14 protein-coding genes are annotated in these 16,062 nt (G+C 54.0%); 5 read left to right on the forward strand and 9 right to left on the reverse strand.

Annotated features, from left to right (window positions below; genetic code table 11):
- Positions 1-27 precede the first annotated feature (27 nt).
- Positions 28-1,419 (reverse strand): xanthine/proton symporter XanP, encoded by a 1,392-nt coding sequence (xanP, locus tag ACLJZ5_RS09660; RefSeq protein ID WP_000115436.1) that lies wholly within the window; start codon positions 1,417-1,419, stop codon positions 28-30.
- A 227-nt stretch (positions 1,420-1,646) separates the two neighbouring features.
- Here xanP and gltS point away from each other — a divergent pair, with 227 nt between their 5' ends.
- Positions 1,647-2,852, forward strand: a complete 1,206-nt coding sequence (gene gltS / locus ACLJZ5_RS09665) for a sodium/glutamate symporter (protein WP_000462251.1) — start codon at positions 1,647-1,649, stop codon at positions 2,850-2,852.
- 2 nt (positions 2,853-2,854) lie between these two features.
- The gene (locus ACLJZ5_RS09670; RefSeq protein ID WP_000745469.1) at positions 2,855-3,706 is read left to right on the forward strand and encodes a hypothetical protein; all 852 of its coding nucleotides are present in this window, start codon (positions 2,855-2,857) and stop codon (positions 3,704-3,706) included.
- 2 nt (positions 3,707-3,708) lie between these two features.
- Here ACLJZ5_RS09670 and recG read toward each other — a convergent pair whose 3' ends face one another.
- Genes recG through gmk form a run of 5 tightly spaced genes read right to left on the reverse strand, consistent with a single transcriptional unit; the run spans position 3,709 to position 9,573 of the window.
- Positions 3,709-5,790: an ATP-dependent DNA helicase RecG gene (gene recG / locus ACLJZ5_RS09675; protein WP_000016748.1), complete on the reverse strand. Its 2,082-nt coding sequence runs from the start codon at positions 5,788-5,790 to the stop codon at positions 3,709-3,711.
- 5 nt (positions 5,791-5,795) lie between these two features.
- Positions 5,796-6,485, reverse strand: a complete 690-nt coding sequence (gene trmH / locus ACLJZ5_RS09680) for a tRNA (guanosine(18)-2'-O)-methyltransferase TrmH (RefSeq protein ID WP_001068436.1) — start codon at positions 6,483-6,485, stop codon at positions 5,796-5,798.
- Positions 6,486-6,489: 4 nt separating this feature from the next.
- Entirely contained in the window at positions 6,490-8,601 is a 2,112-nt protein-coding gene (spoT, locus tag ACLJZ5_RS09685) for a bifunctional GTP diphosphokinase/guanosine-3',5'-bis pyrophosphate 3'-pyrophosphohydrolase (RefSeq protein ID WP_000280481.1), read from the reverse strand.
- A gap of 18 nt (positions 8,602-8,619) precedes the next feature.
- Positions 8,620-8,895 carry a DNA-directed RNA polymerase subunit omega gene (rpoZ, locus tag ACLJZ5_RS09690; RefSeq protein ID WP_000135058.1) on the reverse strand — a complete coding sequence of 92 codons (276 nt, stop codon included), beginning with the start codon at positions 8,893-8,895 and terminating at the stop codon, positions 8,620-8,622.
- Positions 8,896-8,949: 54 nt separating this feature from the next.
- The gene (gene gmk / locus ACLJZ5_RS09695) at positions 8,950-9,573 is read right to left on the reverse strand and encodes a guanylate kinase (protein ID WP_000046966.1); all 624 of its coding nucleotides are present in this window, start codon (positions 9,571-9,573) and stop codon (positions 8,950-8,952) included.
- A 256-nt stretch (positions 9,574-9,829) separates the two neighbouring features.
- Here gmk and ligB point away from each other — a divergent pair, with 256 nt between their 5' ends.
- Complete coding sequence (gene ligB, locus ACLJZ5_RS09700; protein ID WP_024797505.1) at positions 9,830-11,515, forward strand: NAD-dependent DNA ligase LigB; 1,686 nt, start codon at positions 9,830-9,832, stop codon at positions 11,513-11,515.
- Here ligB and ACLJZ5_RS09705 read toward each other — a convergent pair.
- Together ACLJZ5_RS09705 and ACLJZ5_RS09710 are read right to left on the reverse strand one after the other, a co-directional pair.
- On the reverse strand, positions 11,512-12,129 hold the full coding sequence (locus ACLJZ5_RS09705) for a trimeric intracellular cation channel family protein (protein ID WP_000924334.1): 618 nt from the start codon (positions 12,127-12,129) through the stop codon (positions 11,512-11,514). The two genes, ligB and ACLJZ5_RS09705, sit on opposite strands and share 4 nt — an antisense overlap.
- 250 nt (positions 12,130-12,379) lie before the next feature.
- Positions 12,380-13,261, reverse strand: coding sequence for an HARLDQ motif MBL-fold protein (locus ACLJZ5_RS09710; RefSeq protein ID WP_024797504.1), 882 nt, complete (start codon positions 13,259-13,261; stop codon positions 12,380-12,382).
- Between the two features lie 73 nt (positions 13,262-13,334).
- On the opposite strand from ACLJZ5_RS09710, the gene ACLJZ5_RS09715 reads away from it, so the two are divergent.
- The gene (locus ACLJZ5_RS09715) at positions 13,335-14,237 is read left to right on the forward strand and encodes a LysR family transcriptional regulator (RefSeq protein ID WP_001050866.1); all 903 of its coding nucleotides are present in this window, start codon (positions 13,335-13,337) and stop codon (positions 14,235-14,237) included.
- A gap of 49 nt (positions 14,238-14,286) precedes the next feature.
- Here the strand turns inward: ACLJZ5_RS09715 and ACLJZ5_RS09720 are convergent, their stop codons facing one another.
- Positions 14,287-15,150: a YicC/YloC family endoribonuclease gene (locus tag ACLJZ5_RS09720; protein WP_000621352.1), complete on the reverse strand. Its 864-nt coding sequence runs from the start codon at positions 15,148-15,150 to the stop codon at positions 14,287-14,289.
- Positions 15,151-15,275: 125 nt separating this feature from the next.
- Between ACLJZ5_RS09720 and rph the strand changes: the two genes are divergently transcribed.
- Positions 15,276-15,992: a ribonuclease PH gene (gene rph, locus ACLJZ5_RS09725; RefSeq protein WP_001247078.1), complete on the forward strand. Its 717-nt coding sequence runs from the start codon at positions 15,276-15,278 to the stop codon at positions 15,990-15,992.
- Positions 15,993-16,062 lie beyond the last annotated feature (70 nt).

Below are 16,062 nucleotides of genomic sequence, written 5' to 3' on the forward strand. Positions count from 1 at the left end.
GCGAATCGTGTCGCCGCCGCAGGATGTTTACGGTTTTTCCGGCGGGAGAATCAGGTTCAGCACGATAGCCGTGATGCCGCCAGCGGCAATTCCGGATGAGAGCAGATTTTTCACCCATTCCGGCGCGAACTGCAGGATCTGCGGCTGTTGCGAGACGCCAAGACCCACGGCCAGCGACAGGGCGATAATCAGAATCGCGCGGCGGTTCAGCGGCTCACGCGAGACAATACGCACCCCGGAGGCGGCAATGGTGCCGAACATCACCAACGTGGCGCCGCCGAGCACCGGTTCCGGGATATGCTGCACAAAACCGCTTACCGCCGGGAACAGGCCGAGCACAATCAGCATCAGCGCGACGACAAATCCCACATAGCGACTGGCGACGCCGGTCAACTGAATTACGCCGTTGTTCTGACCGAAACAGGAATTCGGGAACGTATTAAATACCGCTGAAACAAATGAGTTCAGGCCGTTAGCCAGTACGCCGCCCTTTAGCCGTTTCATGTACAAGGGGCCGGATACCGGCTGCTCGGAGACATCAGAGGTGGCGGTGATGTCGCCGATGGTCTCCAGCGACGTAATCATAAAGACCAGCATCAACGGCAGTAACAGGTTCCAGTCAATGCCCAGACCATAATACAGCGGGGTCGGCACCATCAGGATGTCCTGTGAGACCGGCGCGTTATTCTCAGGCAACATGCCCATAAACCAGGCCAAAAGATAGCCAGCCGCCATGGCAATAACCAAAGAAGCCACGCGCAGGTAGGGATTACGCTGCCGATTCAGCAGGATAATAATGGCCAGGACGACGCCGGCCAGCAGCAGGTTTTTCGGTGCGCCAAAGGTGTTGTCGCTCATTGCGGCATAGCCGCCGCCGATGGAGGTTAGCCCCACCTGAATCAGCGACAGGCCAATAATCATTACCACGACGCCGGAGACTAACGGCGTGATAATCCGGCGCGCCAGATGTAGAATGCGAGAAAGCACCATCTCGGTGCAGCTTGCCAGCATCAGCGTGCCGAACAGCGCCGCCATCATCGTCGGGACGTCCGCGCCGCCGGTTTTCAGCGCGGTACCGCCCATAATCAGCGGGGCGACAAAGTTAAAACTGGTTCCCTGGATGGATAACAGCCCCGATCCTACCGGCCCCCACGCTTTGATTTGAATAATAGAGGCTACGCCGGAGGCGAACAGCGACATGCTGATAATGTGCTGCGTATCCTGCGCCGGTAAACCCAACGCCTGGCAGATTAACAGCGCTGGCGTGATTACCGCGACAAACATGGCCAGCAGATGCTGACAAGCGGCAAAAAGGGTTTGAGGGAGCGGCGGGCGATCTTCAAGACGGTAAATTAATTCGCTGTTTTGCGTCTGCGCAACCGGTTGCGCATCTGCCGACTCGATGGCGTTAACGGACATCAGGGACATTCTCGTGGTGGAAAAGCGGTGATTTTATCTGACCAGGTGGTAAAAGCAAACGATTGCGAGCGAATATTCTTAATATTTAAAAAAGATAAATGCACCTTTTTATATAACTTTTTGCCTTTTTCTGCTTAAAATCCATGCCGAAGACTCGCAAAGAGCTAAAAAACTGACTCAGGAAATGATTTGTGCGCACATGTCACAGCGCACTACAGGAGCTTTAAATGTTTGAACTCGATACCTTATCGACCCTTGTCGCCGCCACGCTGGTGCTGCTACTGGGTCGCAAGCTGGTCCAGTCTGTCTCCTTACTGAAGAAATATACGATTCCGGAACCGGTGGCGGGGGGGTTACTGGTCGCGGTTGCTCTGCTTGTGCTGAAAAAAAGCGTCGGTTGGGAGGTCAACTTTGATATGACCCTGCGCGATCCGTTGATGCTGGCGTTTTTCGCGACGATCGGCCTTAACGCTAACCTTGCCAGCCTGCGCAAGGGGGGACGCGTTGTTGGCGTCTTCCTGGTCGTCGTGGTCGGATTACTGCTGATGCAGAATGCCATCGGTATCGGCATGGCGAGTCTGTTGGGGCTGGACCCGTTAATGGGGCTGATTGCCGGGTCAATTACGCTGTCCGGCGGACACGGTACCGGCGCGGCGTGGAGTAAACTGTTTGTCGAACGTTATGGTTTTGCCAATGCCACCGAAGTTGCGATGGCATGTGCAACCTTTGGCCTGGTGCTGGGCGGGTTGATTGGCGGCCCGGTAGCGCGTTATCTGGTGAAACACTCCACCACGCCGGATGGAATGCCTGACGATCAGGCCGTGCCGACAGCCTTTGAAAAGCCGGATGTGGGTCGTATGATCACCTCTCTGGTGCTAATCGAAACTATCGCCCTGATTGCTATCTGTCTGACCGTGGGCAAAATCGTAGCGCAGCTACTGGCGGGAACGGTGCTTGAACTGCCGGTCTTCGTTTGTGTGCTATTTGTTGGGGTGATCCTCAGCAATGGCCTGGCGCTGGTGGGTTTTTATCGCGTATTTGAGCGTGCTGTTTCGGTGCTGGGGAACGTGAGTTTGTCACTGTTCCTGGCAATGGCGCTGATGAGCCTGAAGCTGTGGGAACTGGCGTCGCTGGCGCTGCCGATGCTGGCGATTCTGGTGGTACAGACCATCTTCATGGCGCTGTACGCGATCTTCGTCACCTGGCGCATGATGGGGAAAAACTACGATGCGGCGGTGCTGGCGGCGGGTCACTGTGGTTTTGGCCTGGGCGCAACGCCGACCGCCATTGCTAATATGCAGGCGATTACCGACCGTTTTGGCCCCTCGCATATGGCGTTCCTGGTGGTGCCGATGGTCGGCGCGTTCTTTATCGATATCGTCAATGCGTTGGTGATCAAGCTGTACCTGATGCTGCCAATGTTTGCCGGATAAAGATGAAAAAACGTTGCCGTCAACCTGAAACCCTGCGTGAACGCTGTCGTCATATTTTTGGCGATGAGCCGCCGGTTCTTAACGTATGGGAAGCGGAGTTTGACTATGCCGATGCTGAGTTGCAGGCGCTGGCGGCGACGGACTGGCGGCAGATTACCGATTGGCATCTGAGCGTTTATTATGTGCTGAATCTGGTTTACCACGAGCCGATGCAGCCGGAATTGTTTCGTTATCTGTTTCCGCTGTGCCTTGCCTGTTGGCGCGAAACGCTGTTAACCCATGGCTATGGCGATCACTTCGAGGAGTCTTTCCTGCGCGCGTTACGGCGGCCTTATCTCTGGCGGGAAATGATGGATGCCGCTCAGCGCCAGCAGGTACGGCATTTTTTGCTGGAGACCATGCTGGCGCGAATCAATCACGAGCGCGGTTTCAATTCTCCGCTGACCTGGCTGGATACCTTCAATGTTCTCGGCGGCGTTGCGCCGTTTATCCGTTCGCTCTGGAATCAGTGGTGGTCACTGGATACGCCGGGTAAAGCGGTATGCGCGTTGCAGTACGCCGCGCATTTAATTTATCCGGTAGAGGTTAACCCGCTTTGGCCAGAAGGCTCGTGGCAGTGGCAACCACCATTAGGTGCGACGGAAGAACCGTGGTTGGAAAATAATCTGGCGTTTTTAACCCGGCAGTTAACGTCGGAGATGATCCTCGACGGGGTGCAGAAGGCGGCGGCAATGCTGCGGGACGAGCCGGAGAGTGCGATGGCAACGCGTATCTCGCGCGATGCCCTGGCAGCCCAGGACGTTATCGCTATCCAGATTGAGGATCTTCTGTCGGCTCTGTCGCGCGGCGAATAGGATTAGGCGTTGGAATAACGTTCGGTTTCCGGCATCCAGCGCTCAATCAGCGCTTGTGCCTGCTGCGGATAACGTTCGTGAATATGACGGGCAATACGCTGAACTTCGGGGATCATGGCTTGATCGCGCAGCAAATCAGCTACTTTAAATTCGGCATTACCCGTCTGGCGCGTGCCCAGTAATTCCCCCGGGCCGCGAATCTCTAAATCTTTTTGTGCAATCACAAAGCCGTCGTTGCTGTCGCGCAATACCTGTAAACGCTTCTGCGCCGTTTTCGACAACGGCGATTTATAGAGCAGCACGCAGTGCGATGCGACCGCGCCACGGCCAACGCGTCCTCTGAGCTGGTGTAATTGCGCCAGGCCCAGTCGCTCCGGGTTTTCAATAATCATCAGGCTGGCGTTAGGAACATCGACCCCCACCTCAATCACCGTAGTGGCGACCAGCAGATGCAGTTCACCCTGCTTAAAGGCCTGCATCACCGCCTGTTTTTCGGCGGGCTTCATGCGGCCGTGTACCAGGCCGATATTCAACTCCGGTAACGCCAGCTTGAGCTCCTCCCAGGTGGCTTCCGCCGCCTGCGCTTCCAGCAGGTCGGACTCTTCAATCAGCGTACAGACCCAGTAGGCCTGACGGCCTTCGGTTGTGCAGGCGTTGCGCACACGATCAATGATTTCATGGCGACGGGTATCCGGAATCGCAACGGTAGTGACAGGGGTACGGCCCGGCGGTAGCTCGTCAATCACCGAGGTATCGAGATCGGCGTAGGCAGTCATCGCCAGGGTGCGCGGAATGGGCGTTGCGGTCATAATCAACTGATGCGGATGAAAGCCCTGTTGTTGGCCTTTTTCCCACAATGCCAGCCGCTGGTGGACGCCAAAGCGGTGCTGCTCATCGATAATGACCAGCGCCAGCCCGTTAAACTGCACCTGTTCCTGAAAGATAGCGTGGGTGCCGACAATCATCTGCACCTGACCGCTGGCAATAGCCTCTTGCTGCGCCTGACGCGCTTTACCTTTTTGCTTACCTGCCAGCCAACCCACTTCAACGCCCAACGGTTCGAACCAGTTGCGGAAATTATTTGCGTGCTGTTCAGCCAGCAATTCGGTCGGCGCCATCAGCGCCACCTGCTTACCGTGGGCAATAGCGCGCAAGGCGGCAAGCGCCGCAACCAGCGTTTTCCCTGAACCGACGTCGCCCTGAACCAGACGCATCATCGGCACATCCAGCGCCATATCACGTTCGATCTCTGCCACCACCCGCGCCTGCGCGCTGGTGGGTTTAAACGGCAACGACGCCAGCAGCTTGTCTTTCAATATGTTGTTGGTACTTAGCGGCTGCGCGTGATAGCGCTGCGCGCCTGCGCGAAGTGCCAGCATACTGAGATTATGCGCCAGTAGCTCTTCAAGAATAAGCCGCCGCTGCGCCGGGTGTTTGCCGGTTTCTAAATCGGCGAGCTGGAGCGTCGGCGGCGGGCGATGCAAGGTACGTAGCGCCTCCGGCAGGCTCATCATACCCTGCGCCAGTTCCGGCGGTAGTAGTTCGGCAATGGCGCAGGTGTCGAGCAACTCCAGCGCCTGATCGGTAAGCTTGCGCAGTGTCGCTTGCTTCACGCCCTCGGTGGTCGGATAGACGGGGGTGAGCGTTTCCTGAAGTTCCGGCGTGCTGAGATCGCCCTGCAGGCGATATTCCGGATGGATCATCTCTGCGCCATACTTGCCGCGCTTCGCTTCCCCGTAGGCCAGCACACGCCGCCCCGTCGCCAGGCTGTTTTTCATCGCCGCGTTAAAATTGAAAAAGCGCATGGTAAGAATGCCGGAACCGTCGCTAATCTGGCAGGTCATCATCCGGCGACCGCCGAAAGTGATATTGCAGTTCAGCACTTCACCTTCAACGGTGGCGTAGATGCCAGGCAGCAGTTCGCCAATAGGGTAGAGATGGGTACGGTCTTCGTAACGCAGAGGGAGGTGGAGCAGGAGGTCCTGCACGGTATGCAGGCCAATTTTCGCCAGTTTACTGCTTTGCGCTGCGCCGACGCCTGTCAGGGAATTGAGCGGAACAGCGTCTAACAAGCGGCCTGACATGGTGATTACCCAGCCGCCTGCATCGTCGCCCACCAGTCAGCATCGGCGTCGATTTCGCCCTGCTGATTGACGCGAGGATAAGGCAGACCTTTACGTTTAGCGACTTTCGCCAGCACCGGATAACCACCCTCAAACAGCAGGCGCTGCTGTTCATCTTCCGGCAACATGCTATTTTCACGCAGATACATGCCCGCGTTCTGTCGCTGGCGCTGGGCTTCATAAAGAATGAGCGCGGAGGCGACGGAAACATTCAGCGACTGTACCATGCCGATCATCGGAATGATGATATCCCGATCCGCCAGGTCTAATGCTTCCTGAGTAATACCGGTTTTCTCCTGACCCATCAGAATACAGGTCGGGCGCGTGTAATCAATCTCGCGAAAGTCTACGGCCTTATCAGAAAGATGGGTTGCCAGAATCTGCATTCCCCGTCCTTTCAAATGGGCTACCGCATCGCCAATGGTACGGTGAGTTTTCACCTGTACCCAACTGTTGCTGCCCGCCGCCGCGGAAGCCATGGTGCGCATCCGGCTACCAGGCCAGATGGCATGGACTTCATGGACACCAACGGCATCTGCGGTACGAATGATTGCAGAAACGTTATGAGGTTTGTGGACTTGCTCCATGCAGACCGTGAGATCAGGCTGACGCCTGGCGAGCATTTCGCATATACGCGCATAACGTTTTGGATTCATAGCGCTAGTTTCGGTTACGGGTGACTTTAATGACGTCTGGCATCACGCGGATTTTGCGCATGATATTCGCCAGATGTACGCGATCGCGTGCGGTAAGGCGAATAAAGGTACTATAGACGCGACCATCTTTCTCTTCAGTATTCAGGCTTTGAATATTGGAGGTGGTGGTATTAATCGCCGCCGTCAGGTTAGCCAGCGCGCCCTGATGGTTAAACATTTCCACCTTGATTTCGGTAATGAATTCCTGCTCCGTCTCTTTGTCCCATTCGACCGCCATAAATTTCTCTGGCTCTTTCTGGTATCCACGGATATTACGGCAGGATTCATGGTGGATCACCAGTCCTTTACCTGGGCTGACGTGAGCGATGATCGGGTCGCCTGGGATCGGACGACAACACTTCGCAAAGGTGATAAGCACACCATCCGCGCCTTTAATCGGCAGGTGGCCGTGATTCGATTGCGCAACGGTCGGCACCACGGCTTCGCCTTGCTGCAGATTTTTCGCGACCACTACGCTCATCGCGTTGCCGAGACCGATTTCCGCCAGCAGATCGTCAAGCGTTGCCAGCTTCATACGATCCAATTCGCGCTGAATATTTTCCTGCGGAATTTCCGCCAGCTTACGACTACCGCCTAAGGCATGGTTAAGCAGACGACGGCCCAGGCTTACGGAGTCATCACGTTTGAGGTTTTTCAGCAACTGACGAATTTTAGCGCGCGCTTTAGAGCTGACGACAAAGTTCAGCCAGGCGGCGTTGGGACGCGCGCCCGGCGCGGTAATAATTTCGACGGTCTGACCGCTGCTAAGCGGCTGCGACAGCGGATAAGGCTGCCGGTCGACACGCGCGCCGACGCAGGCGTGGCCGATGTCGGTATGCACTGCATAGGCAAAATCCACCGGCGTAGCGCCAGCGGGCAGTTCGACAATGCGCCCTTCCGGGGTGAAAACGTAAATCTCATCCGGGAAGAGATCGGATTTTACGCTTTCGATAAATTCAAACGAACTACCGGCGCTCTGTTGTAGCTCCAGCAGGCTCTGCATCCAGCGCTGGGCGCGGATCTGCGCCGTGGTGCTGGTCTCACCGTGTTCTTTATAAGCCCAGTGCGCCGCGACCCCCATTTCCGCCATCTGATCCATGTCTTCGGTACGGATCTGGACTTCAACAGGAACGCCGTGCGGGCCGATCATCGAGGTGTGCAAAGACTGATAGCCGTTCGCTTTGGGAATGGCTATATAGTCTTTCACGCGTCCCGGACGCGGCTTATAGAGACTGTGCATCTGGCCGAGTACGCGATAGCAGGTATCGGAGTCATGAACGATGACGCGGAACGCGTAAATGTCCATGATCGAGTGAAAACGCTGCTCTTTGAGCACCATTTTACAGTAGATCGAGTAAAGATGTTTTTCGCGACCGCTAACGCGACACGGAATTCCCGCCTCTTGCAAGCGTCCTTCGATTTCAGAGAGGATTTTTTGGATCATCTCTTTACGGTTGCCGCGCGCCGCTTTTACCACTTCTTTAATGACGCGGTAACGATTGGGATACAGCGCTTCAAAACCCAGCTCTTCCAGCTCGGTTTTAATGTGATGAATACCTAAACGGTGCGCCAGCGGGCTGTAGATTTCGAGGGTTTCACGGGCAATACGACGACGTTTATCCGGGCGTAACGAGCCCAGCGTGCGCATGTTATGGGTACGGTCAGCAAGCTTAATGAGGATGACGCGGATATCCTGCACCATCGCCATAATCATTTTGCGAAAGTTTTCGGCCTGCGCCTCTTTCTTATCGCGGAATTTGAGCTTATCAAGTTTCGACACCCCCTCTACCAGCTCGGCAACGCTTTTACCGAAAAGCTGTTCCATGTCCTGATAGGTGGCGGGGGTATCTTCAATCACGTCATGCAGCAGAGCGGCCATCAGCGTTTCGTAGTCGAGTTTCATCTCGGCCAGAATACAGGCCACCGCTACCGGGTGCGTGATATAGGGTTCACCGCTTGAACGTGTCTGGCCCTCGTGAGCGTCACGTGCAACGAGATACGCCTGCCGAAGACGCTTAATCTGGTCTTCCGGCAGGTAGGTTTGAATCAGTTGATTCAGGCTTTCAAACAGATACAAGGGCGACCCGCTTTGTGATTAACGACGACCTTCAGCAATAGCGGTAACGGCTTGTAATTCAGCGGCTTCCTGCTCTTGCTGTTCCTGGCGCTCGCGGACGTCGAGGATCTGGTTGTTAATCAGACCTTCTTCGATTTCGCGCAGCGCGATAACGGTAGTTTTATCGTTTTCTTCCGGTACCAGCGGATCCTTTCCGCCTACCTGCATCTGACGAGCGCGACGCGCGGCGACCAGTACCAGGTCAAAACGGTTACCAATTTTCTCTACAGCGTCCTGAACAGTTACGCGTGCCATACTTAAAATGCTCCACAGGTGAAGAAATGACTGGGCATGATACTGAAAGTGGGTTCAGTCTGCCAACAATTTGCTGATTAAAGCGTCATGACGCTGCTTTTGGCGGCTCATACGCAGACGTTCAGCGCGAATGATGGTTTTCAAGTCGCTTAACGCGGTATCAAAGTCGTCATTCACAATAAGATAATCATATTCGGCGTAATGGCTCATTTCTGCAACCGCTTGCGCCATTCGTTTGGCAATGACTTCTTCGCTATCTTGCCCGCGGCCGCGTAAACGGCGATCCAATTCGATCTTTGATGGCGGCAAAATAAAAATGCTGCGTGCTTGCGGCATCTTTTCGCGAATTTGCTGGGCGCCCTGCCAGTCGATATCCAGAAAAACATCAACGCCGGTTGCCAGCACTTGCTCAATGGTTTCGCGCGAAGTGCCGTAGTAATTGCCAAACACTTCCGCGTGCTCCAGAAACGCCTCCCTGCCAATCATGGTTTTAAACTCATCATGATTTACAAAGAAATAGTGCTCACCGTGCACTTCACCCGGACGCGGCGCGCGCGTGGTATGTGAAACGGAAACCTGAGTGTCATACAACGGTTGGGTTTTTAATAAAGCCTGAATCAGGCTGGATTTACCCGCGCCACTGGGGGCAGAAACAATATAAAGCGTACCTTGAGCCATGAGTATCTTACGTCTGTGATTATCGAAATAGAGCCTTGATACGGGCTTATTATACACATCGCCGTTATGCGACGTAGTCTTTGTCACACTTTTTGCGCCAGATTATTGCATTTTGCGTCCCTTTTTCCGCTTTTATCGCGTCGTTGCAGCAACCCACCAAAAAATCTGGAAAGCGGCTCGGATGATGCATTTTTACCTGTCGGTTTTTATTCACTAAAGCGCTATACCTGCCGGGCAATGTGCGCAGGAGGTCGTGATGAGATTATGGAAAAGTATGGCGTGGGGAATTTTATTGTGGCATTCGCAGAGTGGGGCGCTTTGCCCGGCCTGGCCGCCAGCAAGGGCCGCTGAAGAAATCGCCCGTTTACAGCAACAGCTCGCTGACTGGAATGACATCTACTGGAAACAAGGTGTTAGCGCGGTTGACGATAGTGTGTACGACCAACTCAGCGCAAGGCTGGTTCAGTGGCAACGCTGTGTTGGTCAGGATGTATCATCTACTCCGGTTTCACCGCCGTTAAACGGTACAACAATGCACCCTGTTGCGCATACGGGCGTACGCAAACTCGCGGACCGACAGGCGGTAGAACAGTGGATGCGCGGGCGCAGCGAGCTTTGGGTACAACCAAAAGTGGATGGTGTAGCGGTAACGCTGGTTTATCAAAACGGTAAACTGACCAGGGCTATCAGCCGGGGTAACGGACTACAAGGCGAGGACTGGACGCCAAAAATTCGCCTGATCCCCTCTATACCGCAGACAACACAAGGCGCGTTTGCTAACGCGGTGTTGCAGGGCGAAATCTTTCTACAGCGCGAGGGACATATCCAGCAACGGATGGGCGGGATGAATGCGCGCTCGAAAGTCGCAGGAATGTTAATGCGCCAGGATAACGCCTCCGCGCTAAATTCGTTGGGTATTTTTATTTGGGCGTGGCCGGACGGTCCGGCAAATATGCCCGAAAGATTAAGCCAACTTGCTAAGGCTGGATTCAGTCTGACGAAGAAATATTCCCTGGTGGTAAAAGATGCCAGCGAGGTCGAGCGGGCGCGCCAGTCATGGCTGACGTCAGCGTTGCCCTTTGTGACGGATGGCGTAGTGATACGCATGGCTAAAGAACCCGCGTCACAACACTGGCGACCCGGGCAGGGCGACTGGCTGGCAGCATGGAAATATCCGCCAGTAGCGCAGGTCGCGCAAGTGAGCGCTATTCAGTTCTCGGTGGGTAAAAGCGGCAAAATTACCGTAGTAGCGTCGCTTGTCCCCGTTATGTTGGATGATAAGCGGGTTCAGCGGGTCAATATCGGTTCTGTGAAGCGTTGGGAAGCGTGGGATATCGCGCCGGGCGATCAGATCCTGGTGAGTTTGGCCGGGCAAGGCATTCCCCGGCTTGATGAGGTCGTCTGGCGGAGTCGTGAGCGGAGTAAGCCTGTACCGCCTGATAGCCATTTCAACTCGCTGACCTGCTTTTACGCGTCGGCAACGTGTCAGGAACAGTTTATCTCCAGGCTGGTATGGTTGGGGTCACGGTCGGCGTTGGGTCTGGACGGAATGGGTGAAGCCAGTTGGCGGGCCTTGCATCAGACGCATCGCTTTGAGCATATCTTCTCCTGGCTTGCCCTGACGTCAGCGCAAATAGCCAATACGCCAGGCTTTGCTAAAGGAAAAAGCGAGCAGATATGGCGGCAATTTAACCTGGCGCGCCGGCAGTCGTTTACCCGCTGGATCATGGCGATGGATATCCCCTTAACGCAGGCCGCATTACAGGCCAGCGGCGATCGCTCATGGGAGCAGTTATTAATGCGAACAGAGCAACACTGGCGGCAGTTGCCAGCGACGGGCGAGCGTCGTGCCGGGAGAGTTAGCGACTGGCGGGATAATCCGCAGATCAAAGCGCTGAGCAGATGGCTGTCTGCTCAGCATATTCCCGGATTTGGGTCTTAGTGCCCTTCATGGCGGTAATAAAATACCGGCAGGCCAAGTTTAAGACGTAGCGCTAATAACCTTGCTGTAAAGCCAAACAGTAACGTAGAGATAACGACGACATCCGGATTCATGACGTAATGTTGTAGCGCAATATAGAGCACCGCCGAGGCGAACGAAATGCCGGCATATAGTTCTTTTTGAAACACCAGTGGAATGCGTTTGCAGAACATATCGCGGAGCACGCCGCCAAAGACGCCGGTAGTGACGGCGGCCACCACGGCGATAATTGGCCCTTCGCCCATATCAAGGGCTATCTGAGCGCCAATAATAGAGAAAACCACCAACCCCAGCGCGTCAAGTACCAGGAAAAGCTTGCGTAAATAGGGCATGACGGGAGCAACAATGGTGGTCAATACAGCGGCAGTCGCCACAATAATGACATATTCGGGATGCTTCACCCAACCCAGCGGATAGTGACCGAGCAGAATGTCGCGAACCGAGCCTCCACCAATGGCGGTGGCGGTAGCAATAATAATTACGCCGAATGTATCCATGCGACGGCGACCCGCAGCGAGTGCGCCCGTCATGGCCTCGGCAGTGATGCCAATTAAATAAAGAACGTGCAACAGCATGATTTCCCCCTAATTTACTGGGGGCGAAGATTAACGATTTGTGCGCTGTATCACGATTGAGATTTTCTAAGGCATTATACGATTAATAAATTTTAGTAATGATTTTAAATTTATGGTTAATAATTATTTATTATATATATCAATAAATTGCACATCATTTTTGTGGTTTATTGTATGCAAGGTTTTTCTGTTTTGAATTAGATAAATTACCTGAACGGCGCCCTGGACGCGCCGCCGGTGAGTCATTTCATTATGGCTGCTGTGCGGTAAGTTGTGTGATGAAGCGCTGACGTGAGCGTTCCACATACTGTTGCAAGCCATTGGAATCAAAGAATGCCTGTGTATCGCCGTTGCGAAGTTGCTGTCGTTTCTCCAGTAGCCCGAAGCGGTCACCTTTGTTGGCAATAAAGATATCAACATGCTGGGCGGCCAGTGTCTTAAAGCTACTCTGAATATCAGTAACCAGGTCAGGGTAGTTTTTGTTGTTAATCAGCAGATAGTCAGGTGTGGCGAGACTATCTGCGTAAATTAGCGTCTTGCCGTTGCGGAGCGTTACGCGCCAGGAGGTTGAGCCGGGTAGATGTCCAGGCGTGAATAGTGCTGTCACGGTTATCCCTCCGAGGCTGATGCTTTCCTGGTTGTGGATAATTTTATCAGTGGTGACGGGCGGGAAGGGGAGCGCATCGCCAAGCGCAAAATCCTCTCGTCCACCCCTCGCCATCTGATCGGCGTTGGGTTGGCTGGCGACCAATTGTGCGCCGCTCCACGCTTTCAAACGTGCCATGCCCCCCGCTTGATCCAGCCGCGCATGGCTGTTCAATAGATAGCGTATGTCTGTGAGGCGGAATCCTGCCGCTTCAATATTCGCTTTAATTTGCGGTGCACTTTCATCCAACCCCGCATCAATAAGAATATGCCCTGCCGGAGTGGTCAGCAGAATAGAAGAGAGATTTTCCGTGCCGACATACCACACGCCTTCTGTGATTTGAAACGGCTTCATAGGCTTAGCCCACGCTTTAAACAGTGATAACGGAGGCGCGGGTGATAACGGTTGTGAAGGATCTAATGCCGCCATGGCAGGAAGTGCTGATGTTGAAAATATACATACAAAGAATAATACATAGCGATTCATAATGTTCTCCTGATTGAAGCGCCCGCAGTATACCTGGCAGTAATTTAGCCAGGTTCAATAAGAGAGACGTTTAATGAACTTGCTGCAAATGGATATGAATCTGTTAAAAGTACTGTATGTACTGCTGGAGACGAGCTCTACGGGGAAAACGGCGCAAAAGCTGGCTTTGTCGCCTTCTGCGGTAAGTCATGCGTTAATGAGATTGCGCGATGCGCTAAACGATCCGTTGTTTCGACGGGAAGGGAACCGCCAGATTGCTACGCCTTATGCGCAGGCGCTGCGTGACAAATTGGCACCTGTGTTTGTTTCGCTTAATGAGGAGCTGTTTGGCGATAAAGAGAACGGCTCCCGTTGTTTCCGGGTGGTACTTCCTCCCGCATTGAACGCGCTGCTTACGCCCGTTCTCGCAGAGAAAGGTCATCTTCATCAGGCGGTGATCGAGTGCCTTCCTTTTGCCCGCCGACCCTGGCGTGATGAACTGTTGGATAGCTCGGTTGATTTGGTGCTGGCAATTGGCGACCATCAAAAGCAGGTCAGCGCTCTGCATTACGAGCGGGTGGGGACTACGCGTTTGATCGCGGTTTATGGCGCGCCATTGCGTTCACGTCTGGAGAATGCCACAGCGTTGAATTTTGCTGATCTACAGCATTATCAACACATTTACTGTTTGCCGTGGACAAAAGAGAACAATGAACTGGACAGGCAGCAGGCTCGTGCCGGGTTTGAACGTCCGCTGGCGTTTGTTTGTCATGATTACAGTCAACTTGCGCCTGCTGTCCAGTCGGCGCCGCTAATGGCGATTGTACCGCGTCCCTGGTATGAAAATTTATCCGATAAGCGCGGTCTTTTTGTCCTGCCGCTTGCCGGGGAGCAGGCGGAAGGCGCTATTTTTATGCAGTATCGGGCTTCGACGGTAGAGTGGAAGCGGCGCCTTATCGACGCTATTCGCCGGAAATTAAAAACGTACTACCGATAAACGCGAGAGCCCGCATAAGGCGGGCTCTGTGACATATTGAGCGCCAGAATTATTCAATATTCTGGATCTGCTCGCGCATTTGCTCGATCAACACTTTTAATTCAATAGCGGAGTTAGTTACATCAGCGTTGATGGATTTGGAGGCCAGGGTGTTCGACTCACGGTTAAATTCTTGCATCATGAAGTCCAGACGGCGACCTACCGCCTCTTTTTTCTTCAGAATGTTGTAAGTCTCTTTGACGTGCGCTTCCAGACGATCCAGCTCTTCCGCCACATCAATGCGTTGCGCCATCATCACCAGCTCTTGCTCCAGACGGTTGTTTTCCAACTGAACCTGAGCATCTTCCAGCTTCGCGACCAGGCGCTCACGCTGCCATTGCAGGATTTCCGGCATATGCGCGCGGACTTTCGCTACTTCGGCGCTGACGCCTTCCAGCCGTTGTTCAATCAGCGCTTTCAGCGCCTGGCCTTCCGTTTCGCGCGCGACGATAAAGTCATCCAGCGTACCGTCCAGCGCGGCTAAAATTTCTGCGGCAATCGCGTCCAGATCCTGCTCTTGCGCCGCCATGACACCTGGCCAGCGCAAAATATCAACCGGATTGATTTCCCCTTCGTCGCTCTGCATTTTGACCCAGTTTGCGGCGCTAACTAATTGTTTCGCGAGCTTTTCATTCAGAATAAGCTCGCCTTGCGCGCTGGCATCGGGTTCAAAACGCAGCATACATTCGACTTTGCCGCGCGTCAGGCGTGTACGAATGCGTTCGCGCACGACGGGTTCAAGACTACGGAACTGTTCCGGCAGACGAAAGTAAGTTTCCAGATAACGCTGGTTTACCGAGCGCATTTCCCAGGTCGCGCTACCCCATTCACCCTTGATTTCACGCCGGGCGTAGGCGGTCATACTGCGGATCATAGATGTTCCCGTTTTTAAAGGAGAGATAAGGGGATTATAGCTATCCAGGCCTTGTCAGGATAGGAATAACCATCGGAAGTCCGTATAATGCGCAGCCACATTCGTTTTAAGCCGGAGATCTCAATATGCGTCCAGCAGGCCGTAGCGCTAATCAGGTGCGTCCCGTAACCCTGACCCGTAACTATACAAAACACGCTGAAGGCTCGGTACTGGTCGAATTTGGAGATACCAAAGTGTTGTGCACCGCCTCTATTGAAGAAGGCGTCCCACGTTTTCTGAAAGGACAAGGCCAGGGGTGGATCACCGCAGAGTATGGCATGTTGCCTCGCGCTACCCATACCCGTAATGCGCGTGAAGCAGCAAAGGGTAAGCAGGGCGGTCGTACTATGGAAATTCAGCGTTTGATCGCGCGTGCGCTGCGTGCGGCGGTCGATCTGAAAACGCTCGGCGAATTTACCATTACGCTGGACTGCGATGTAATCCAGGCCGATGGCGGCACGCGTACAGCGTCTATTACCGGTGCCTGCGTGGCGTTGGCGGATGCGCTGAATAAATTGGTTGCCAACGGTAAGCTGAAAACCAACCCGATGAAAGGCATGGTGGCGGCGGTTTCCGTAGGCATCGTTAACGGCGAAGCGATCTGCGATCTGGAATATGTTGAAGATTCCGCCGCAGAAACCGACATGAACGTCGTGATGACTGAAGACGGCCGCATTATTGAAGTACAGGGTACCGCGGAAGGCGAGCCGTTCAGCCATGAAGAACTTCTCACTTTGTTGGCGCTGGCCCGAGGGGGAATTGAATCCATTGTGGCGACGCAGAAGGCGGCGTTAGAAAATTGATTTTAAGGCGACTGAAAAGTCGCCTTTTTTTTGTCCGTAAATTTCGTAAATGATGAAAGTAAGAAAAGGA

The sequence above is a fragment of the Salmonella sp. 5800 genome, assembly GCF_046558195.1.
GTDB lineage: Bacteria > Pseudomonadota > Gammaproteobacteria > Enterobacterales > Enterobacteriaceae > Salmonella > Salmonella enterica.